The organism is Idiomarina aquatica (genome assembly GCF_004362895.1).
GTDB lineage: Bacteria > Pseudomonadota > Gammaproteobacteria > Enterobacterales > Alteromonadaceae > Idiomarina.
In genome coordinates this window covers 195,312-218,356 of the sequence record NZ_SNXI01000002.1, presented here as the reverse complement: position 1 = coordinate 218,356, position 23,045 = coordinate 195,312, and the positions used below count along the sequence as shown (strand labels likewise).

The following is a 23,045-nucleotide window of genomic DNA, read 5'->3' as shown; positions in this document are numbered from 1 at the left end:
TTCAGATATAAATCTGAAAAGGTAGTTAAAATAGATACAACATACAAATAGCAGTACCGAAATTAAAAAGTTGTATAGCCATGTGTTATACACCAAAACCAAGTAAATGCATGTTCCGGTGAGATCTCAATCACCAGCCTGCCAACCATCAGACGCAAATTAATCGCGGACTATTTGTCAGCTTGTACACATTGGCCAACGATACCCGTTTCCGGGAATTGAACGGTTTGAACACGAACATTTTTAAAGCCTGCTGTTTCAAACTGTTGTTTTAATTGCTGACCGTCACCCGCTTGCTCGACCGCACGTACCATTGTCGCGAGGCGTGCCTTGTGATCGGTTAAATTACCCAGGTAATCATTGAACACGTGTTTGGCTTCAGCTACCTTACCCTGCTCTGCCGCCTGTAAAATATGGCGTACAGCAGGTACAAAGTTGGTGCGATGAAAAGTCGGATCGTTGCGATATTTGTTAGCAAATTGATTCAATTTTTGTTGTGCTAACTGTGCGTTACGGGGCAAGGGCTTGCCGGCAGCTTTTAAAATGGCTTCAAATAATGGTTCGACCGATTTATTTAATTGCTTTATCAGCGATGGCAACAACTCGTAAACTTTGCGACTGGTTTGCACAATCACCGAGTCCTCGGAATGCACCAGTGCAATAAGCCCACCACCGCGTTTGATCTGTTTATGCAAATGCGGCAAACCGGTAGCCATGTCACCGTATTCCAGGCCGTAGTGCGAAACCACGGTCCCCACTTTTTTATTGGACGGTAAAGTAAAGCTTTCGTACTCGGTCTCGCCGTGCAACTTAAGCTTATCGTTACTGGGTTTGATCACCGCGGCATCAACGCCAATCAGCTCAAACTTCTTGCCCTTTTTCTCGGCAAACTCAGTTAACCACTGCACTACAATGCCGTTACCCGTTGCCACATCCAGTATCGGTTGCTTAGCTTCGGTTTCTTCCATTCGTTCGAACCAGAATTTACGCATTTGGTAATTCTGTAATGTCGACTTCTCATCTAAAAACGACGCGAATGCGCCTTTTTGCCAAAACACAGACCATGGATTTTGTTTGTTTGACATAATACGACTTCCTTACGCCACTTTATTATTGTTTAGGTTTAGTTGCTCAAAACATGCCCATAAAAAAACCCGGCCGGAGCCGGGTTTTTATCATGATCACGTTAAGCAATCACTGCTTAGAACTTGACTCCAACACGAGCATACCAGTATTGGCCTGCTGTGTCATAAGAAGAGTTCAAGGTGTTCATATCGTTGTTGTTAGTAACGTAAGGAGGCTGCTTATCAAACACATTACGCGCACCTAGAGTAAAGGTGGTTGTATTGTTGATGAAGTAGCTCATTTGTACGTCGTGATAAACATAGCTACCCACTTCTGACGACAGGTCGTCTTCTGAGTAGTTGATGTCGTTTACGCCGTCCTGGAAGCGTGTGATCCAGCTCCAGTCGAAGTCACCGATCTGGTAACCCATGGTCAAGTTAGTACGCAGTTCAGGGAACGCGGCTACACGACCACCAAAGTTGGTGTCAGCACCGAATTTACCTGCCAGTTCCAGCGTTTGCGCGCCTTCTTGTGCCAGGTAGGTGTACTCATCTAACCAGGTACCGTCAACACGCATATCGAACATGCCATCGCCCAGCTCAGTTGCCCATTTGATGTCAAAGTCGAAGCCTGAGGTGGTGAAGGTCGAGATATTAGCCGTACCTGCCAGGATACCCGCCATGTAACCTTGTGAGTCACGGTAGTCAGAGCCAGTGTAGCCAGGGCGACCGACCGCTTCCGGACCTAAGATCAGGTTACAAGAATCAGCTGAGAAGTTTTCGCTGTTGTAGCACTGAGCAATGATTGCTGAGGTGCTAGGCGCGCCTAAGCCGTCTTCGATTTCGATATCGTAGTAGTCAACCGCAACGCTGAAGTTCTCGATAAACTCAGGCTGGTAAACGATACCCATGGTGAAGCTTTCAGAAGTTTCCGGCTTAAGATCCGGGTTTCCACCGACCAGCGTTGAAGACTGGTTGTTGTCAAGGTTGAAATCGCCCGGCAGGCCTTCTGCGGCACAGTTTGCTTTTACGGTTTCGCTGGCATTACTGTTCGCGTAGTTGATGCACGGGTCAGTGTAGCTGATGTTTGACTCGACCTGTGGTGAATACAAGTCACCGATACCCGGTGCACGGAAGCCTTCAGCGAAGGTCGCACGAACCAGCATACCGTCAGTCGGTACATATTCTAAACCGAACTTGGTGGTGGTTTGCGCAGCCAGGAAGTCATAGTCCGAGCGACGAACCGCAGCAGACAAGTCTAAACGGTCAACGCCGGTAATACCTGACAATAGCGGCGCATTGATTTCCAGATAAGCTTCCTGAACATCATAAGAACCATTAGTCGGCTCAGCTGCAACGCTGTAGATTTGACCTAAGATAGCACCGCCATCCGGCTGGTTCTGGTACTCTTCCCAACGTTTTTCCACACCGAACGCCCAGGCTACAGGGCCAGCAGGCAGGCCAAATGAACCGGTGTCGCCAGTTAAGTTAGCCATCAACTGCTTAGTTGTAGCGCGGTCAACCGGCGAGTTTGGAATGGTTGCGTAGTCCTGGAATTCTTGTGTGAACGTACCGGTTTGGAACGGGTTCCATACGCCCGGGCATTCTGCGTCGGCTTCACACAATGTTGGATCCAACAATGTGCCGATACGCTCAGGGTTAGAACGACCATATTCTACACGGCTGTCAACATAGCGAGAGTAGTTGTAAGAAACATCCCACGCCCAACCGTTGTCCAGGTAACCTTCTAAACCAAATACCATGCGGTAGTCAGAGAAGTCCTGCGTGAATGATCGACCACCGGTTTCCGCTAGGCGACGATAGATAACTAACTCTTCGCCAACTGGGTTGTTCGGATGATCAGCCGCAACGGTTGGTCCCCAGAACGTACCTTCTGCAGCCATCAGCTGGTCTGATTGACGGTTAGTGAAACCACCTTCCATAAACGCAGTCAGATCACGGGTTAGCTCGTAGTTTGCAGATGCGTTGATCGAGAACAGATCCTGCGGCGTTACCATGTAGCTGGCTGGTGCAAAGTTATATGCATCTTGCTGGCCGTTATACGGGCGAACTTCGCCGGTTACCGGGTCAACAACAAAACTGGTGCCAGCGTTACCTGAATTATATTGTGAGTTTGGATCAAGCGCAGACCAGTTACCGTAAGGAATGGTTGAAGAACCACCCGGTACTAACTCGCCGCCGGATTCACTGTAAGGTACTTTCGAAAAGTCGCGGTCGCCCTGCCAGATTGGGTTACGGTTTTGGTATTCAAGCGCTAAAGTTACGTTACCTTTGTCGCTGGTGGCACCGATAACACCCGATACTTTGGTGGTTTCGCCATCGCCTTCACCGGTCAGATCGTACTGCGCAGAGAATTCAGCACCTTCAAAGTCTGACTTAGTAATGAAGTTGATAACACCGGCAATTGCATCAGAGCCGTAAATGGTTGAAGCACCGTCACGCAGTACTTCTACGCGCTCGATGTAAGCCATTGGAATTGAGTTCAAATCGCCAGACGCATAACGGCGTCCGTTGATAAGGATCAGCGTACGCGCTGAGCCTAAGCCCCGTAAGTTAGCTGATGCATAACCTACCGAACCGTTGTTTGTGTTTGAGCCATTGTAACCACCGTTCATCGACGGAATGTTATGGATGAACTTTTCCATGGTGGTGAAGCCTGAGTTTTCGATCGCTTCTGCATCAAAAACCGTGATCGGGCTTGCTGTTTCTGTGTCGGTACGCTTGATGCGTGAACCGGTAACCTGAATGCGTTCTACATCGTTAGCGCCGCTATCTTGAGCAACCGCTACTGCTGGAAAGCCTAAGGTTGTCGCGATCGCTGCCGCGGTCAGACTTTTACGGAAGGTACTACGTTTCATAAGAAAACTCCCTGGTACGTCTTTTTGTTAGTTTTGCTTAAAACAAGCGCAACTGTTGTACTCGCTGGTGATAGCGAATTCAACTGATCAGAGAGTAAAAGTGGTTTGTTTGACTATTAGTTAGTCAAAATGAGTATATTGTGGTCATTTGTTATTTATTAAAATAACACAGGTTGATAAAACGTAAAAAGGCGACCCGAAGGTCGCCTTTACTCACAAGAATAATAATCGCAGGGGTGTTTAGAAGCGGAATGTTACGCTACCGAACACATAACGACCCAGCGCGTCATGGTAACCCGCAAGGGTGTTACCGTTCAGGCTGTTTACGTCGCCTACGATGGCTGGTTCTCTATCCAACGCGTTGTTCATACCTAGCAGTACAGAGATATTTTCTGTTACGTCGAAGTTAGCGTTAAGATCCAAGTAGCTCATCGAACCTAAACCGTCGCCAATCAACTCGTCAGCAGTCTCGTTGTACTCAGCTGAACCCAGGTAGCGCCACTTAGCACCAACAGTCCACCAGTCACCGGTGCTGTAAGTGAAGTTCATTGAATGACGCCATTCAGGCTGAGGGAAACAGTTTGAGTTGATGAAACCTGCACACTCGATTGGATCCGCGATACCTGGCAGGGTCGTGGTTTCCTTAGTCATGTAGTAAGTACCAGTCATGCTAACTGCTAACTGACCACCACCGATTTCGGTGTTCCAGTTAAAGTTTGCATCGATACCACTGTTACGTGACTCTGCTAAGTTTACGTTGGTAGCAGAAACGAAACCTTGAGTACCACGCCACAAGTCGCCTGACGGGCTACGAGTGATCGCGTCACACCAGCGGGCATCGCCGGTTTCAGCACACTGACGGATAACCAGTTCCGGCGCGATAGTGCCGATACGGTCTTCCATCTGGATGTCCCAGTAGTCAATCGAGAAGTTGAAGTTGTCTAATGGGTTACCCACGATACCTAAGGTTACCGTGTCAGCCAGCTCTGGTTGCAGGTCTGGGTTACCACCGAAGATACCGTTGTACTGGCCTGCTGGGTTAGAAGATACATTACCATACTGGCCAGAAGATACACCTGTGCGAGCACATTGTTCCGCAGTGTAGTCAGGGCTGTCGCCGGCACATGGATCAACACCAGCCCACAAACCTAAGCCTTGCTCTGCGAAAAGTTCAGCCACGTTCGGTGCACGCACCGCTCGGTTAAAGGTACCACGCAGTTTGTAGTCATCGTTAACTTGCCAGTCTACAGCAAACTTGTACGACGGCTCACCGCCTGAAGTGCTGTAGTCTGAGTAACGATAACCCAAGTCGATAACAAAGCTGTTAGCCCAGCTTGCGTCTTCGATCACCGGGATGTTAATTTCTGAAAATACTTCAGAAACGTTGAAGCCACCGATCAAGCTGTTAGTTGGACCACCCTGACCAGACAATGCGCCTAGCTGATAGACTTCGTCAGCAACACGTTCGAAGTCAACTTCACGGTTTTCAACACCAAATACAGCCGCGATGTTGTAGTTTGAAGACGGCATGCTGAAGTCAGTTTCACCGGTAACGAAACCATTAACAATACGCTGAGTCGTTATACCAGTAAGAATAGCCGTACCACCCAATGCATTCGCTGCTTCAGGAGTTACGCCCTGATAAGTGAATACATCGTATGGAATACAACCTTCGCCACAGGCATCTGCACCTGATGCACCCAGTACCTGAGGCATACGCGGTACATAAAAGTCATTGATGTACACTGACGAAGACTGCGTAGAGCCGTACTGGAACGACACGTCATATTCCCACATACCACTTAACGCACCAGTAGCACCCGCTACGATACGGTAAGAGTTGTGCTCCAGGTTGTTGATACGCGGACCGCCTTCAACGTTACGCTTACCAATGTACGCCATGATTTGGTCAGTGTCTGCGCCAAACTGGTCGCGGAACTGCTGGCGCTGTGCGTCGTTAAAGATTTCGCTGTCAACGTCAAATACAAAGTTTTGGAAGAAAACACCTGACTGCGCAATCTGACCTTCAGTGCGGTCATGCATGTAGCTGGTTTCTAAATAAGGACGGAAGTTATCGTTCACGTCATAGTTTACGAATGAACCGAAAGTATAACGGTCGTTCGGACGCATGAAGTGGTTGATTGGTGCGTAGTTATAAACGTTATCACTAAATGGAACAAAGGTGCTGTCTGGTGTTAGTGACCAAAACACTTCTTCATCAAAGTTTGGCGCGCCGTTTTCATAAGGCGAAATAAAGAAGTTAGGCACTGGTGCTGTTGCAGAACCACCACAAACGGTACCTGCACCATTCAATGCACACGAAGAATAGTCGCGTGTTTCCTGCAACATTTCGTCGTTGGTACGGTAAGTTGCGTAGAATGTTGCACTACCCTTACCACCCGCGAACAAGCTGCCGCCAGCAACGTCGATAGTGTAAGTTTTACCGTCAATACCTGAACCGCCGGTAGGATACTCATAACCTGCGTCGTCCATCAGGCCTTGCATGTATTCATTGCTGTTGTCATGTTGGTAACCTGAAGTACCTAAAGATACTTCGAAACCTTCCATGTCTTTTTTCATGACAAAGTTAACAACACCGGCAACCGCGTCAGAACCGTATACAGATGAACCACCACCTGTCAGTACTTCAACGCGCTCAATCAGTGCTGTTGGGATTTGGTTAACGTCTGCTGCTTGTGAATAAACGCCGCCCGGCTGTAAACGACGACCGTTTACCAACACCAAGGTACGGTTAGCACCCAGACCACGAAGGTCAAGGTTTGCAACACCGGCCGCGCCGTTAGCAACAAACGAGTTTTGTGCAGCAGTTTCTAACTGCGGCAAGGTTGCCATCAAGTCTTCCACACGGGTGTAACCTGAGGCTTTAACTTCTTCAGAAGAAACCATTTCTACAGGAGAAGCTGTTTCCATGTCAGTACGTTTAATACGAGAACCAGTAACCTGAATGCGCTCTACGTCTTCCTGCGCACCGTCTTCCTGGTTGTCTTGAGCTAATACAGCGGCTGGAAAGCTGATTGCACCAGCAATAGTCGCCGCAAGTAAACTCTTACGAAATGTCGTGTTATTCATGAGTAAAAACTCCCCGGAACATTATTGTTATGAATCCACTTCGTGTTGTGGATGTTTAAAAGTTAGCAAGAAGTTATTTTAATGTAAACACTTTGTAACGCACATGTGGTTGTTTTGTTGAAATAATGTTGAACTCATCAACTTTTTGCTTGTCCCGGGTCAATTTTTGGGCGCAGAGACGAAAAAAACCGCCCCGAAGGGCGGTTTGTATTCTCGCTACTAAGTTTTAAATCTAAATTAACTTAGCTTTAGAACTTAACTGAAGCACTAAACATCAGGTAACGAGGAGTTTGGAATGCCGTTGGCAGCATAAAACGCTCGTTCGCAACGCCTGGTGCGCCGTCTTCTGCGAACTCGTTAACACGAGCAACAGACTGCGCATTAAGCGCGTTGAATACGTCTACACGGAACTCAGTTTCCATATTCTGGATTTGAGTTGTGTAAGTTGCGTTTAAGTCCAAACGTGCCTGCCATGGCGTACGGCCATAGGTGCCACGTGGGAAGTACGCGTACTCATCGTTTGCTTCGTCGTTACAGTTTGCTTTACATACGTAGAAAGTATCGCCGTATGAAGGCACGCCGTTAGGGTGACCGATACCGAATGCGTTGGTAGGACGGCCAGATTCCAGACGGAAGTTAGCACCTACACGCAGGTTTTCAGTCAACTCGTAAGCACCATAAGCTTTAAACATATGGCGACGATCGTTTGGAAGATCACCGTAGGCACCGTCCATCAACTCAGGGAAGTCGAAGTCCTGGGTAATACCGGCATCGTCTTGTGCGATGTCAGATTTTACCAGACCTTCGGTGTTACCATAGCTGTGTGCCCAAGTGTATGATGCGTTGATTGACCAACCATCAGCCCATGCGCGAGCCAAAGTAACTTCTACTGCGTTGTAAGAACGCTCAGCTTCTGGGTAGCCAAGTTCTTCAGGTTGCAACGCAATCTGCTCGTCCAGCGAACCATCACAGTTGGTGTCTGCAAAGATTTCCATGCTCTCGCCTGGGTTACCCAGTACGTAAGATGCTGCGTGACAGCCATAACGGTCGTCTAGGGCGGCAGAAATTTCCATATCGTCGATCGCGCCATTCAATTGACGGCGGATACCACGGATACCCCAGCTCCAGTTCTCAGCAAATGCCGACTCATAACCTAAGATGATTTCATCCTGGTACATTGGGTCGATATCCTGGTCAACGATAGCGCGAGTATCTGGAACAGTACCGTCGGCGTTGACAACTTCACCAAACGCAGGACCTAAGTCCAGAATCAGCGAGTCCTGACCTTCGATTTGACCTACAGTCGCACCGTTCAGCTCGTAGAATGTACGCACGTCGTATTCGTTACCTGACAAACGCACGTTGGTGTTGTTTGCTACAGGCAGGAAGTAACGACCAACGTTAGCAAACAGTTTAGATTGTCCATCACCGTTTACGTCCCATGAAAGGCCCAAACGTGGTGCCCACATGTTGTCGATCTTAACGAAAGTTTCGCCTTCAGCATTTTTGTTGTCAAAGGTATCGTTACGTAAACCGATAGTTGCCGTTAAGTCGTCAGTAATTGACCATTGGTCTTCAACATAGAACGCACTACCGATAGTCTCGAAGTCACCGCTTACACGGTACTCACGCGCCATAACATACTCAGTTACACCTTCAGGTACGGTGTTGCCGCCTGCAAGCTGCTGACCTGGTTCACCAGTCTCAACGAAGTAGTAAGACTGTTCAGGACCTGAGTAAGAGGTTTGTGAAGTTGAAGTATTCTCTTCACGGTCGTAACCAAAGCGCAGCAGGTGGTCACCCAAGTACCATTCAAAGTCAACACGGAACGCTTTACGCGTATCTTCACCAGTCTCACCGAAGTAAGTTGAAGTATCCGCACAACCTGCTTCGATACCGTTAGGTGGTGTTACGTTAGTACGGTAGTCACGAATCAGCGAACAATAAGCAAACTCATCAGAGTTAGAGCTCAAGTCGTACTGGTTTTCACCGTACATGACCTTCATGGTCAGGTCATTGGTAAGATAACCCGTGTAAGTTGCTGAGTAGTTGGTACCACCGTTTTCAGAGTAAGAGACACCTGGAGGACCAGAGCGCTCACCTGTTTGCGGATCAAAACCGTAGCTCAGTGTGTTAGTCGTGGTGCTATCAGAGAATGCCAGCAACTCTAACAGGTGGTCGCCGGTGATTTGCCAATCAATTTTAGTACCCCAGAACGCATCATCAGTTGAGTCATCGAAGAACGTCTGTGCTTCGGTGCCAACAGTTTCACGTTCGACATTGCGTGGGTTATACAATGCATAGATAAACAGGGTATCTTCGATGATCGGACCTGATGCGTAGATGTTACCTTCGTATTCATCACGCGTATCTGCTGCGTTGTAAATATAGTATTCGTTGGTCGCTGCTGCGTTTGCATAACGAACATCAGGAGCGTCTTCAGAGAAGCTATCTGGCGTGTAGTAAAGGTTAGCACCAAATTCCCATTCGTTGGTACCGCTCTTAACGATGGTATTGATAACACCACCAGTCGAACGACCATATTCAGCGCTGTAACCACCCGTTTTAACTTCGAACTCTTTGTAGAATTCGAATGGTACTTCTGAGAAGCCAGTACCGGTACGGAAGTTAGTTACGTTCAAACCGTTGATGTAAACCGCGTTCTCGGCAACAGATGAGCCACCGAAAGATGCTAAGTTACCGAAACGGCTGTCACCAGCAGTTGTGCTTGGCGCCAGCAACGCAACGTTAGTTGCATTACGTGGGACCGGGATACGGTCGATTTGTGCTTCGCCGATGTTAAGCGATGTACCTGAGCTACGCGTGTCAACCATAGAGATTGCGGTACCCGATACGTCAATGGTCTCAATACCGGTAGCCAGCGGTACAGTCAGCTCACGAGAGCCACCAGCACTGATTACAAATTCTTGAGATTGATTCGGCTCATAACCACTAGCATTAGCTACTACAATGTAGCGGCCTGTTGGTAACTGAGGGAAACGGTAAGAGCCGTCTTCACCTACCTGAACCGTGCGGGTAAAACCCGTTTCGACGTTACGGATAGTAACGCTTGCATTTTCTACCGCCTGGTCGCTCGTAGTAACGACTTGGCCATTTACACTACCTGTGGTGCTCTGTGCAACTGCTGTTGCTGAGATACCCATTGCTGCCGCAACAGCTGCAGCTGTTAACGTGCGTTTAAAAAACTGAGATTTCATAACGTGTAATACTCCCTGGAATATTATTCTTGTGCGTCATCTAGACCGAAAACCAGTCTCTGACGTTCCGAGAACATAGCAACCTAATCCAGCGATGTAAATGTTTTGTGTGGAAAATGTTTATTTCATATTAAATGTTTACACTGTTTTAACAGATGTATTGTTTTTGTTGAATGCCCCGCATATTTAAAGGCCTGCGCCAAAAATAGTTCCGCACATGCATGAGTGTCTGTAAAGGCATGATGAGATGTATAGTTCGGCAGCCCGCGCCTTGCCCTACATGCGCTTAAAGTTAACTGCCCTTTTTTTGGGGGACTGTCAGGATTTTTGAACATTATGTTTTTTTCAAATGCCAGCGTGTCAAAAATACCCAAAGGCCTGAAATTTATCAAAAACTCTTTTTCGATGTGCTTTAAGAAGCGCCAGTCCATTCCCTTATGATGGCACACCAGAACCGCACCCTGTAAAGCCCTGCTTAACATGGCATAGGTTTGACGTGGATCAGAACTATGCAAAAAGTCCTGTTGCGTCAGGCCATGAATAGTCGGGCTTTGGCCCAGTTCCAGTTCTTGTCCGTGGGAGAACACGTGATATTGCGCACTGCCGGTGTGCATCACCGGCGGGTTAATTGACATCCAGGCGATGGACAGTACCTGATGCTTGTTAGGGTCAAGCCCTGTGGTCTCAATATCGAGCGCGACATAACGTTGTTGTGTCCAGGGCTTTTGTAATTGTTGCCGGCGTTGGTACCAGTCGGCTAACGCACCGAGTAACTTACCCATGGTTAATATCCCTGGCGGCTGAACTTAAGACCGACGCCCTGCTGCGCTTCTTTAATAATTTTAAACGCAGACTTGAGTTGGCGGCGTGATAGCGTACTGAGCGCATCCGGGTCCAGTGCATTTTTCGGTTTGTCAGTATCCCACACAGCGAGTTGGTGGTTAAGCCGCAACTGGGTCAGAAATTGCCATGCTTCCAACAAGGATTCGTTATCTCGCTGGTTAAGTAACTTACTATTCTGCAACGCTTTTAGCCGCACCGGCGTGCTCGGCTCGGTTAAACCTGCCTGCAGTGAATAGATGCGGGCAATATCGTTAATCAGGGCAATACCATAGCGTTTAATATCAATGGTATCGCCATCGTCAGTATCCTCGGTTCTAAAGCGATTAAACAAACCTAAGGGTACCGAGATGCGGTTAACTAACATGGCTAAGTTACCCAAAAACATCTCGTTTTGCGCTAATTTAGCAACCTGTTCGCGGTAGTTCTGGTAAAACCGTCCATTGCCCACTACGGCCCGACTGTCAAAAAATATCTGACAATACATCAACGCTTTCGGAGTTGGGCTTTGGGTCCACTTTTTGAATCGTTGTAACCATTCGTCGGTGGTGCCGCGACACTCCGGATTTGACGCCATGATATTACCCGGGCACAGCGGAATACCGCATTCATGCAGCCCTTCGCAGACATACTCTCCCAGGCCCTTAAACCAGTCTTTTTGCTTTTCTGTTAAGCCATTGGCAAGCAACAAACCATTATCCTGATCGGAACTTAGCGTTTGGTCTTCCCGGCCCTGCGATCCAAACGCCAGCCAGCTATATTGCGCCGGTGCCGCGCCGTATTGTTTTTCATACAGTTGAATGAGTTGCCGCGTCATACCGTCGGTTAACGACGCCATCAGTTGCCCTACCACAGTTGTGCGTTTTACGCGGTTGGCAAAGGTTTTTAAGTATTCAGGCACCTTTTGCGCTTCCTGGATCAGTTGCTCGCGACTCTCCGCTTTACGAATAGCACTAATCAGATACACCGGCTCGCTGCGCTGCTGACGGATCAAGTCGGTCGCTGTCACCATCCCCACCGGTTGGTTCTTGCTATTTACCACCGGTAAATGGTGCACGTTACTGGCCGTCATGGTGGTTAACGCATCCAGCAGGGAGCGATTCTCCTCAACCGACTCCGGCAGCTGCGTCATTACCGCGGCAACGTTAACTTCGTACGACAAGCCCTGAGCAATAACCCGATTACGCAAATCCCGATCCGTTAAAATACCTACTAACTGACCATCATCCACTACCAACACCGAGCTAATACCGTGCTCAGCCATCAGTTTGGCTGCATCCTGAATCGACGTATCGCTTGCCAAACTCACCGGCGCCATAGTCACTACCGAGCCCACCGTTTGCTCGGTCCAGTCATCACCACTGCCGTCACCACCGCCTTTTTCGGTCAACAGTCGCTCGCCGTGCGCACGGATAAAATATTGTTCGAACTGCTTCGAGGCATTTCGCAAGCGATCAAAGGCGTGTTGCGGCAGCACATACACAATGCCATCTTCGATAGTCGTTAAGCGGTTTACAATCTCACGCCCGGTCAACAACGACGGAAAACCAAATAAGTCACCACTTTCCAACCGGTCAATCAAGCGTCCCTCACCGCTACGCAAGTCATAAACACCGGAACGAACGATAAACAGCGCCGGCCGCATGTCATGCATAATTTCATTACAGTTTTGTTCGTTCATATAGACGGACTGCAACTGCGATACGGCCCAACGTCGTTGCTCAGCTTCAAGCTCATCAAACGGCGGGCAGTCTTCTAAAAAGCTATCGGGTTCCATTTTTTATATCCTCTGCTCGAATTCGAGTGCTAGGCGCAGCCTGCGGCTGCTTGCTCGGCAGCGCGTGCTTCGCCGCGCTTTGCTTGGCGGCTTCGCTACGCTCGCTTTGCTTGGCGGCGCTGTCGCGCCTTGCTAAACACAAACGCGGAATGGGATGGCTATGGGCTTTGTTTGGGTATGGGGTGGTGGCGCACGGGGACCGCTTCAAGCACGTCCGTGTGGCTTGTTTCCGGGCATCCATGCCCTCCAACATCCCCGTGCGCCACCACCCCACACCCAAACGCCCATACCCAACCCGCTCTTATGTTTAGCAAGGCGAGCGCAGCGAGAGCCCAGCAAGGCACGGCGAAGCACGTGCCTAGCGCTAGTTCCCCAAGCTACCAACCCGTTTCATCTTGCCCCAATTGTGGCGACGTCCGCGGGCAAACTGCCATAAACCCCGCAGACGCCACCAACTATTTAATTGTCGGTAACCAAAGTTTTCCAGAATTGCGACTAAGATTAAGCGCATTAAATCGCGCTTTGACTGATAAGTTCGGAAGGTGAGTTCTTCCAGAATCAGTGAAAATATTGAGATGAAGATCCCGAAGCCGAAAGCTGCGATTAAAAAAGCCAAAGTAAACTCGACATCCACCAGACCGGCGGCAAAAAAATAACCAGTGAGCACGTAAGCCAATAATTCAATTAACGGTCCTATCCCCTCAAAAAACAACATAAACGGAAATGCCACCCAGCCGGCGGCTTTACCTTTTGCTGACCACATTAAACCAAAGTTTTTGGTCAGACTTTCCAGTAATCCACGTTGCCAACGAATGCGTTGATTCTTAAGCGTGGTGAGATCTTCAGGCGCTTCGGTCCAGCAAACCGGGTCGGGTACAAAGGTAATTTTGTATTGCTGATTACTGTGGTTCATGTACTGGTGCAGACGTGTGACCAACTCCATGTCTTCACCAACGGTACTGGCCTGGTAACCGCCGCAGGCCAGCACGGCCTTTTTACGGAACAAGCCGAAAGCACCGGATATAATCAACATGCCGTTTAACGGCGACCAGCCCATGCGGCCAAATAAAAACGCGCGCAGGTACTCGACAATTTGCAACCGCGCCAGTAACGATTTAGGCAAGGCTACTTTATTTAGGAGTCCATGCCGAATAGTCGAGCCATTCGCTACTCGGATAGAGCCGCCAACGGCGACGGTTTCCGGTTCATCGATAAACGGCCGGGCGATTTTATCGAGGCTGTCGCGTTGCATGATCGAATCAGCGTCAACTGCACAAAACAGAGGGTACCGCGAGGCATTGATGCCGGCATTTAACGAATCGGCTTTGCCGCCATTGTCTTTGTCAATGACACGTAACTGTGGGTAACGCTCCGATCGGTATAATTGACGAATAGGCTGCGTAGTTAATTGCTCGCGGTAGGCTTCGTGATAGGACTTTAAACCGAACGCTGCGGTCAGTTGCGCCAGCGTATCGTCCTTAGAGCCATCGTTGATCACCACAACTTCAAAGCGCGGATATTCCATTTGCAGAATGCTCTTTATCGACGCCACAATGCTCAGCTCTTCGTTGTAAGCGGGCACCAGTACCGACACGGGAGGCAGTAACGGCCCAAAACTGCTCGGTAACAGCGGATTATCGTAGCGGCGCATATAACGGCGTATGACAACAAAGCTAATTACATTCAGAATCGCGTACACCAGCGTTAACAGCAAAAAGTAGCCAATAAAACTCAGCTGCGCGATGATCACAACATTGTCCAGCCATTCTGGAGTTTGCTCAGACATAGCGTCCCTCCTGCCCCAGCTCACTTTGTACCTGCAGTAACATACTGCGGGCGAAGGAGTCACCCAGCTCTGACAGCTGCTCTTTGACTAGCGCTTTGTCTGGTCTCGGCTGCAGTAAAATTGCCTCTGCCGCTCGGTAGCGAACCCACCAGGCGGAATCCTGCAGTAGCTGCCATAAACGCTCATGATCACCGCGCGCGTCAGCAAGCTCGCCCAGCATGCGTGTCGCCTGCACTCGCACACCCAAGTCGACAGATTGAGTTAAGCGCCTGACCAACGGCAAATGATGGGGATGATCCAGCAACGGTATGAGCTGTGCAACAACCTCTGGCTGTTGTTTAAAATGCGCGGCCAACTGCTCAGCTTGCTGGTTACTCAAGTCGATATCAATGCCGTGTAAAACACGTAACAAATAACTGGCATGATTGGGCTTGGCGGTCAGTAACGCAGCCACCGATGCCTCGGTTAAATGCTGTACGTCACATTCTCGGGCAATCGCCACCAAGCGCTCGGGTGCGACGAAGTTATCCAGCGCCAGTAATACCGTTATGGCATGCTCCTGGTCGTGGCGCATTAACGCCCGTAATGCGCTGAGCACCACCATGCTGCTCTCATGCCGGGTTAATTCACGCAGCCGTTTAATGGTTTCCGGCGCCAGCTGCTGCAGGTCACCCATGGCAATGGCCGTGGCAATAAGCACGCGAACCTGATGACCTCGCATTAATTCCAGGGCTTTGCGTTCCAGTTTTACTGCCCGCGCCAGCCGTTCCAGACCTTCATCGGCATCGCCGCGCACATAACGGTGCAACTGCGACCACAATTGCAGGAACCATAAAAAAGCCGCCGATTGTTGCCATAACTCATTCAGTAAGTGTTGCGCGGGTGGCTTGGCAGTGGGGTCAACACAATATTCAAACATGAACCGCTGCCATTGCTGCTGCAGCACCTCCCGTCGACGTGATGCACGGCTGTGCCGCAGGCGCAGCACAAACAGCCAAGTCCAGGTGAGCAAAATGGCAGCGCCAATCACCCACAGTGCCTTCAGCATCCAGCGTAGCAGCTGGTCAGAATCGATAGCGAAGTCCAAGCAACACTCCCCGGCGGTCGTAAAACGCGCCCTGCTCGTTAAAACTCAACGACCAGCGTAAGCCCCAGCGATTATTCAGCTGATGCAGTCCGTACACACTTAATACCTTAACATCGGTAATTAACACCCGTTGCGGGCCAATTTTTTCGGCCTCTTCACCCTGGCTAAGCGCCAACGTAATCGAGCTCCAGTCTTTATAAAAGTGGCTTAGTGTTGCGGCATGTGACAGGGCATTATCACCGCCCAGCAGATGGTCCTGCCGAATACGATACGACCACCGCCACTCACCCCACTCTGCGTTACCAAAATAGCGTTCGATTTGCGCGCTGTAACCCTGACTGGTACTCGATGCCCAATGTGTGCGGTGTACGCCAAAACTTAGCAGATAGCCATCATCCAAACTGCGACTTGCAATAACCTGCCCCTGCAACTCAGGACGCACTTGCTGCGTTCCCGACCCGCCGATTTCAGCAAACAACTGCCAGTCGTTATTAATACGGTGATACACCCCGGTTAGTAATTCGTTGTCGGACAAGTTAAACCGCTCGGTTTGATTAAAACGAACGTAGCCCAGCGTGTCCTCAGCCAAGGGTTGTTCGTACTGAAGGTAGGCATTTTGCCAGTTATCGTAACGCCCGCTTAAGCTATCAAAGCCATAACCAGCTTCGATAGCGCGTTCAAATTCTTGTGCTGAAGCAGCGACACTTAATAGTGCAGTCGATAGCAATACTAACCGACGCATTAGGATGTCCTTTTGGCTTGGGGGCGAATTTTTAACAGTTTGCGCAACCGCGCCTGCAGCTCTTTCGGCTGAAACGGTTTTACCATGTAGTCATCAGCGCCGGCATCCAACGCGGCAGCAATATCGTCCTCGTCCTGCAAGCTGGTCAGTACCAGAATCGGTAGCGCTGCGCTATCCGAATTTGCCCGCAGCCAGGCAATCAATTCGTTGCCCGAGACGATGGGTAGTTGCAAGTCTAATAACACTAAATCCGGCAATTGCTGCTGCAACCGCTCCTGCGCCTGCGCGCCATCAGCACAACTGGCCACCTGATAACCTTCGCGCTGCAGTAAATACTCCAGCAATTCGCGTAATACCGTATCGTCCTCAACCACCAATATCGACTTCTCAATCACCACCACCTCCTCAGTCGTACTTCCAGCATATGTAGCTTGCGCCTCTGGCGCAAGCACTACGCTTTGCTCGCGCTCGGCGTAGCCCGCGCCAAGCGTATAAAAAAGCCGGTGGGCATTAAATACCACACCGGCTTTGGTTGGGACTTCGCGCAACGTGCGCCAAAGGCGCACGGTACGAATATTGTAGCGTGCGCCTTGGGCGCACGTTTAACTACAAACTGTAGCGTGCGCCTTGGGCGCACGTTTAACTTAATGGTCAGTCGCTTCGCCGGCACCTTTCGGGTAGCGGATTGACTCAACCAGCTCCTGAATGTCTTCAGGGGCATCGCCTGTCATTTTGTGTACGATCGTGGCAACCACAAAGTTGATGATCATACCTAAGGTACCGATACCTTCTGGCGAGATACCAAATAACCAGTTCTCCGGTGTGTTCAGTTCAGGTGAAACGAACTTGAAGAACACGATATACGAGAAGGTAAACAGAATACCCACAACCATACCCGCAACCGCACCTTGACGGTTCATACGTTTATGGAAGATACCCAGAATGATCGCAGGGAAGAAGCTTGCTGCGGCTAAGCCGAAGGCAAATGCCACCACCTGCGCAACGAAGCCGGGCGGGTAGATACCAAAGTAGACAGAGATGAAGATCGCCACCGCTGCGGCCAGTCGGGCGTAGAACAGCTCCTTCTTATCAGTTATATCCGGCATCAGATTTCGTTTCAGTAAGTCATGCGAAACCGAGGTCGAGATAACCAATAGCAAGCCCGCTGAGGTCGACAATGCCGCGGCAACACCACCAGCTGCAACCAGTGCCACGACCCATGCCGGCAATTCACCGATTTCCGGGTTAGCCAATACCATGATGTCACGGTCGATGGTCATTTCGTTGCGCTCATCGCCCGAATAGAACATCTTGCCGTCACCATTTTCATCTTCCCAGGTGATCAGACCGGTTTTTTCCCAGTTCTTGATCCAGCTTGGCGCGTTTTCATATTCAACACCCTGCAGGTCAGGACCGTTAATGGTGTTAAAGATGTTTACTTTAGCAAACGCAGCAATGGTAGGTGCAGTCAGGTAAACCACAGAGATGAACGTCAATGCCCAGAACGCTGAACGGCGTGCATCACGTACTTTCGGTACCGTAAAGAAGCGTACAATGACGTGTGGCAGACCCGCCGTACCGACCATTAAAGCCGCGGTGATAAAGAACACATCGACTTTACTGCGCACACCTTCAGTGTAAGCGGCAAAACCGAGTTCTTGCGATAGGCCGTCTAGTCGTTCAAGCAAGAACTGCCCGGAACCCGGAACGCCCTCTGCGATGGTCGCCCCAAAGCCGGTTTGCGGCAGTACGTGGCCGGTGATCAGCAACGACAAGAAAATCGCCGGTACGATGTAGGCAAACATTAATACAATGTACTGCGCCACCTGCGTGTAGGTAATACCTTTCATGCCGCCCAATACGGTGTAGAAGAACACGATAACCGCGCCGATGATTACACCGGTAGCAATATCAACTTCCAGGAACCGTGAGAACACCACACCCACGCCGCGCATTTGGCCGGCAATGTAGGTAAAGCAGATCAGGATGGCACACAGTACCGCGATGGTACGTGCGGTTTGTGAATAATAGCGGTCACCGATAAAGTCCGGCACCGTGAACTTACCAAATTTACGTAAGTAAGGTGCAAGACACATCGCCAGCAGCACATAACCACCGGTCCAACCCATCAGGTAAACCGAGCCGTCATAGCCTGCGAAGGCAACAATACCCGCCATTGAAATGAAAGACGCCGCCGACATCCAGTCCGCCGCGGTCGCCATACCGTTTGCAACGGGATGTACGCCACCACTGGCTACGTAGAAGTCATTGGTTGATCCGGCACGAGACCAAATTGCGATACCGATATATAACGCGAAGGTCAGGCCGACAATAATAAATGTGAGCGTTTGAATATCCATAGCGCACTAGTCCTCGTGAACTTCGTATTTGTTATCGAGTTTGGCCATGCCCCTCATGTAAATAAAGATGAGCAGGATGAAGGTGAGAATTGAGCCTTGCTGTGCAAACCAGAATCCCAGCTTTAAGCCGAAGAATGTGATTTGGTTCAAGACGTCCACCAGCAGTATTCCAAAGCCGTAGGAAACAATAAACCAGACAACCAACAGCTTAAGCATCAAGCTGAGGTTCTCTTTCCAATACGCTTTGGCATCGCTTTCGTTTTTAAATGCCATAAACGTCCCCTCTTATTTGTTAATGGTTTTTTTGAACGTTACTTGTTGTTCGCTAACAAATGTAGATGGAGTTGTTAAGAAAAAGAATTGGACTTTGGTCTAACAGCACATCCTTTGGATGCGCTAGGCGCCCCTGCGGGGCTTGCTGGGCGTTGCCGTTGGCGGCTTGCTTGGCAGCGCGTGCTTCGCCGCGCTTTGCCTGGCGGCTTGCGGCTTCGCCGCTCGCCTTGTTAAACACACAACAAGGTTTAGGTGGGCGTTTGGGTTTGGGGTAGTGCCGCATGGGGATGTTGGAGGCCATGGATGGCCGGAAACAAGCCACACGGACGTGCTTGGAGCGGTCCCCATGCGGCACTACCCCAAGCACAAACAAAGCCCACCGTTACCGCGCCTGGCGCTCCGAAGCTACCGGGAGGATATATATTTTAGCAGTGCTTTAAGCGACGCCGGCTTAACCGGTTTGGGCAGGAAGTGCAGTTTGGCCTGGCGGGCGGCGTGTTTGACGGTGTCGTCGCGCATGGCGGTGACGAGTGCGCCGGGCAGGTCGTCTTTTTGCCAGATGTGGCGTAGTTCGTGTACCAGTGCCAGGCCGTCGCCCTCGCCTAGCTGGTAATCTAACAGCATGCCGTCAACGGCTGCGTTGCTTTTCGCGTATTCAATTGCACTGGCGTAGCTTTGGCAGGTTATCGCTGCGCAATTCCATTTTTCCAGCAAAGCTTTAACGGCGTTTAGGTTGTCTTTGTCATCGTCAACAACCAATAAGGTTAACTCTGCCGTAGGTGCTTCGTCGGTTTGGTATTGCGGTTTGTGCACGATCTGCGCGGCGCTGCCCAATGGCACGGTCACTGAGAAGCACGAACCTTTACCCTCTACCGAGTTAATCTGCAGTTCACAGCCCAGTTGTTCACTCATACGCTGTGCCACGCTTAAGCCTAAACCAACGCCTTCGACGTTCTGGTTCTGAATGCGGTAAAAAGCGTCGAATACTTTGTTTTGCTGTTGCGCAGCAATGCCCGGGCCGGTATCCCATACCGCGATTTGCAGGTAATCGCCGCGCTTTCTTACGCCCAGTAAGACCTTGCCGGTATGGGTGTATTTAATCGCGTTGGATAAAAAGTTCTGCACAATACGGCGCAGATAAGTCGGGTCTGTATACACCGGTCGATCTTTGTAAAAGGCATTAAATTCCAGTTGCCGTTGTTCAGCAAGAACCGTGTATTCCTCCACTAAAGGCGACAAAATCGAACTTAACTGGATATGCCGGAATTGCGGTTGCAACGCCCCCTGGTCCATTTTTGCAATGGATAACAGCGTCGACAATAAGTGTTCGGTTGAACCCAATGCGGTGTCTAACTTGCCGATGAGCCCGATGTTGCGCTCCGACAATTCTTTTTCGTCAATCGCCGACAAATACAATCGTGCTGCATTGAGCGGCTGCAGAATATCGTGGCTGGCCAGTGCTAAAAAGCGGGTTTTTGATGCGTTGGCGGCTTCGGCCTCGGCTTTGGCTTTTTTCAGTTGCTCTTCGACTTCGCGGCGACGATCAATTTCGGCGGTTAGCTCCTGATTTATTTCTCTAATTTCCTGGGTGCGGGTATCCACCCGCTGCTCCAGATCGATATTGGCGTCTTCCAGCGCTTGCTGGGTCTCGACGTGCTCGGTAATGTCGGTAAAACTGGTAACAAAACCGCCGCTGGGCAACGGGTTACCGACCATTTCGATCACTCGCCCATCGGCGCGACGGCGAATAAATCGGTGTGGCGAGCCCATTTGCATGTGGCGTAAGCGCTTACTAACTAGCTCATCGATGTCACCCGGTCCGCACTCGCCGCGTTCGGCGTTATAGCGAATTAACATGGCTATCGGCTGGCCAGGCTTGACCATGCCCTCGGGATAGTCAAACAAATCCAGGTAGCGGGCGTTCCAGGCCACCAGCTTTAACTCTTTATCGACTACGCTGATGCCCTGAGCCAGATTTTCCAGCGAACTGAACAATATCGACTGCTGGGTTTGCAGCGCCTGGGTCGTGTCGTCGAAAAAATGCACGACCTCTTCTAAATTCAGCTGTTTGTCGCGCAGTGCCGCCTGGATTAACGAGCGCGCCGTGGCGGATCCCAGCACCCCGGCAATGGCGCGTTCAACGTATTGGATCAGCGGCTGCTCGGCCACCGCTTCAGCTCTTAAAGACTGGTTTTCGTCCGGGCTTTGATAATACGACATCAACTGCTGCGCTCGTTCGGCACCTAAAAAGGTTTTCAGCAACAACATCATGTCGGCATTGGTCGCATGATGGTTTTTGTGCAGGTTGTTATCGGGTAGCGCAGCGCGCGGTTTCACAAAGGCGGTGGCCTGAATACGGTCAACTAAACGCGGCTGTGCCAGCATCGAGAATGCAATATAGGCAATCAGGTTCATGCTCAGCGAGATCACCGTGCCGCGGGTAATTACCTCAACGTCGGTCAATTCAAGGTTGCTGTATAACGGGATCAAAACCGCTACGATCCAGCCGATGGAGCCCGCGGTCAGGCCCGCATAAACACCGCGAGCATGGCCTTTGCGCCAATACAGCGCACCGATTAAAGTTGGCAGCAGTTGCAGAACCAGTGAGAACGCCAGCAGGCCGATACTGACCAGGTCGGTACGTGACGCCCAAAAGTAATAGCATAAAAATGACAGCGCCATGGTCACGGCTATTGCCCAGCGGCGGAATTTTAACAGCGTGCGGTCGTATTCGCGGCGACGTTCTTTTAGCGGCAACTTTGATTCGCGCTGCAATAGCAGCGGCATAATCACGTCGTTAGTGACCATGGTACTCAGGGTTACCGAGGCAATAATCACCATTGCCGTGGCCGCCGAAATACCGCCGATAAACACCACCAACGACAACCATAACTGGTCTTGCAGCAATGGTAGTTGCAGTGAAAAGGTCGACCCATCCGCACCTGCGGGTAAGTACATACTTCCGGCGACGGCAATGGGCACAATGGCCGCTGCGGTAATCGCCAGGTATAACGGGAAGCCCCAGCGCGCGGTTTTTAAGTGCTTAACGTTAACGTTATCGACTACCGCCACGTGAAACTGCCGCGGCAGGCAAAGGATCGCGCCGGCTGCCATCAGCGTTTGTACGATAAACTCAAACTCACCGAATGCGGCCAGACTCCACTGCGGTTTTTCTATCGACTGAAAAGTTTGCGCCAGCTGATACTGCATGTCGTCGTTAATCAGCTCGAAGGCAAATATAGCAGCGGCGATGAGTGCCGCTAGCTTGATCATCGACTCCACTGCAATGGCTAAAATCATGCCACTGCGGTACTCGGTGACTTCCACGTGGCGGGTACCGAACAGCATCGCGAACATCGCCATCAGGGCTGCGGCGCCCAGCTCTTTTAACGAGAATTCACTGGCGACGGAATCTACCTCGGTTAACACCGAAAAGCTCAAGCCCACAGCTTTTAGCTGCAAGGCGATATAGGGCACAATCGCCAGCGCTGCAATGGTTGTAACTACAACGGCTAGCCGGCGTTTTTTGCCGTAACGGGAAGAAATAAAGTCCGCAATCGAAGTGATATTTTGCTGTTTACTGACCGATACCAGCTTTTCGAGGATACGGATGCCAAACAGGAACAGCAGAATCGGGCCCAGCAGGATCGGGAAAAACGCCCAACCCTCGTTGGCAGCATTACCAACGGCGCCGTAATAGGTCCAGGAGGTACAGTAAATGGCCAGTGACATGGCATAGACAAACGGCCGGTGACTGAGCCGGTTTGCCCATGAGTTTTTCTGATCGCCCCAGCTCGCTACGGTAAACAAAAACACCACATACAGCAGCGAAGCCAGCACCAAAATCCACGTCATTGTTTAGCGCCCATCAAGAAACATATCGTAGCTTGCGCCTTTGGCGCAAGTCACAAAAAACATCCTCGCGCCAG

13 protein-coding genes are annotated in these 23,045 nt (G+C 50.3%); all 13 read right to left on the bottom strand.

Annotated elements, in window-relative coordinates; all coding sequences use genetic code 11:
• Positions 1–170 precede the first annotated feature (170 nt).
• The 13 genes from DEU29_RS02930 to DEU29_RS02870 all read right to left on the bottom strand — a co-directional run bounded on the left by DEU29_RS02930 (position 171) and on the right by DEU29_RS02870 (position 22,971).
• A complete protein-coding gene (locus tag DEU29_RS02930) occupies positions 171–1,085 on the bottom strand; it encodes a class I SAM-dependent methyltransferase (protein ID WP_133538746.1) in 915 nt (304 codons plus the stop codon).
• 116 nt (positions 1,086–1,201) lie between these two features.
• Entirely contained in the window at positions 1,202–3,943 is a 2,742-nt protein-coding gene (locus DEU29_RS02925; RefSeq protein WP_133538745.1) for a TonB-dependent receptor plug domain-containing protein, read from the bottom strand.
• Positions 3,944–4,183: 240 nt separating this feature from the next.
• Entirely contained in the window at positions 4,184–7,033 is a 2,850-nt protein-coding gene (locus tag DEU29_RS02920; protein WP_133538744.1) for a TonB-dependent receptor domain-containing protein, read from the bottom strand.
• A gap of 248 nt (positions 7,034–7,281) precedes the next feature.
• Complete coding sequence (locus DEU29_RS02915) at positions 7,282–10,251, bottom strand: TonB-dependent receptor (protein ID WP_133538743.1); 2,970 nt, start codon at positions 10,249–10,251, stop codon at positions 7,282–7,284.
• Positions 10,252–10,376: 125 nt separating this feature from the next.
• Positions 10,377–11,033, bottom strand: coding sequence for a 3'-5' exonuclease (locus DEU29_RS02910; protein ID WP_133538742.1), 657 nt, complete (start codon positions 11,031–11,033; stop codon positions 10,377–10,379).
• Between the two features lie 2 nt (positions 11,034–11,035).
• On the bottom strand, positions 11,036–12,868 hold the full coding sequence (locus DEU29_RS02905; RefSeq protein ID WP_133538741.1) for a DUF294 nucleotidyltransferase-like domain-containing protein: 1,833 nt from the start codon (positions 12,866–12,868) through the stop codon (positions 11,036–11,038).
• Positions 12,869–13,232: 364 nt separating this feature from the next.
• On the bottom strand, positions 13,233–14,654 hold the full coding sequence (locus tag DEU29_RS02900; RefSeq protein WP_133538740.1) for a glycosyltransferase family 2 protein: 1,422 nt from the start codon (positions 14,652–14,654) through the stop codon (positions 13,233–13,235).
• Positions 14,647–15,741, bottom strand: a complete 1,095-nt coding sequence (locus DEU29_RS02895) for a HEAT repeat domain-containing protein (protein ID WP_133538739.1) — start codon at positions 15,739–15,741, stop codon at positions 14,647–14,649. Before DEU29_RS02895 ends, DEU29_RS02900 begins: the two co-directional genes overlap by 8 nt.
• Positions 15,719–16,483 carry a YaiO family outer membrane beta-barrel protein gene (locus tag DEU29_RS02890; RefSeq protein WP_133538738.1) on the bottom strand — a complete coding sequence of 255 codons (765 nt, stop codon included), beginning with the start codon at positions 16,481–16,483 and terminating at the stop codon, positions 15,719–15,721. Before DEU29_RS02890 ends, DEU29_RS02895 begins: the two co-directional genes overlap by 23 nt.
• The gene (locus DEU29_RS02885; protein WP_166635867.1) at positions 16,483–17,031 is read right to left on the bottom strand and encodes a response regulator transcription factor; all 549 of its coding nucleotides are present in this window, start codon (positions 17,029–17,031) and stop codon (positions 16,483–16,485) included. The genes DEU29_RS02890 and DEU29_RS02885 overlap by 1 nt, the downstream gene beginning before the upstream one ends.
• Before the next feature lie 96 nt (positions 17,032–17,127).
• Positions 17,128–18,843 carry a sodium:solute symporter family protein gene (locus tag DEU29_RS02880; protein WP_133538736.1) on the bottom strand — a complete coding sequence of 572 codons (1,716 nt, stop codon included), beginning with the start codon at positions 18,841–18,843 and terminating at the stop codon, positions 17,128–17,130.
• Between the two features lie 6 nt (positions 18,844–18,849).
• Positions 18,850–19,116, bottom strand: coding sequence for a DUF4212 domain-containing protein (locus tag DEU29_RS02875; protein ID WP_133538735.1), 267 nt, complete (start codon positions 19,114–19,116; stop codon positions 18,850–18,852).
• Between the two features lie 405 nt (positions 19,117–19,521).
• The gene (locus DEU29_RS02870) at positions 19,522–22,971 is read right to left on the bottom strand and encodes a hybrid sensor histidine kinase/response regulator (RefSeq protein WP_133538734.1); all 3,450 of its coding nucleotides are present in this window, start codon (positions 22,969–22,971) and stop codon (positions 19,522–19,524) included.
• Between the last annotated feature and the right edge of the window lie 74 nt (positions 22,972–23,045).

Coding starts and splice junctions, on each gene's coding strand:
- DEU29_RS02875 (WP_133538735.1), bottom strand. CDS start 19,116: ATGGCATTTAAAAACGAAAGCGATGCCAAAGCGTATTGGAAAGAGAAC.
- DEU29_RS02880 (WP_133538736.1), bottom strand. CDS start 18,843: ATGGATATTCAAACGCTCACATTTATTATTGTCGGCCTGACCTTCGCG.
- DEU29_RS02905 (WP_133538741.1), bottom strand. CDS start 12,868: ATGGAACCCGATAGCTTTTTAGAAGACTGCCCGCCGTTTGATGAGCTT.
- DEU29_RS02925 (WP_133538745.1), bottom strand. CDS start 3,943: ATGAAACGTAGTACCTTCCGTAAAAGTCTGACCGCGGCAGCGATCGCG.
- DEU29_RS02890 (WP_133538738.1), bottom strand. CDS start 16,483: ATGCGTCGGTTAGTATTGCTATCGACTGCACTATTAAGTGTCGCTGCT.
- DEU29_RS02930 (WP_133538746.1), bottom strand. CDS start 1,085: ATGTCAAACAAACAAAATCCATGGTCTGTGTTTTGGCAAAAAGGCGCA.
- DEU29_RS02910 (WP_133538742.1), bottom strand. CDS start 11,033: ATGGGTAAGTTACTCGGTGCGTTAGCCGACTGGTACCAACGCCGGCAA.
- DEU29_RS02870 (WP_133538734.1), bottom strand. CDS start 22,971: ATGACGTGGATTTTGGTGCTGGCTTCGCTGCTGTATGTGGTGTTTTTG.
- DEU29_RS02915 (WP_133538743.1), bottom strand. CDS start 10,251: ATGAAATCTCAGTTTTTTAAACGCACGTTAACAGCTGCAGCTGTTGCG.
- DEU29_RS02920 (WP_133538744.1), bottom strand. CDS start 7,033: ATGAATAACACGACATTTCGTAAGAGTTTACTTGCGGCGACTATTGCT.
- DEU29_RS02900 (WP_133538740.1), bottom strand. CDS start 14,654: ATGTCTGAGCAAACTCCAGAATGGCTGGACAATGTTGTGATCATCGCG.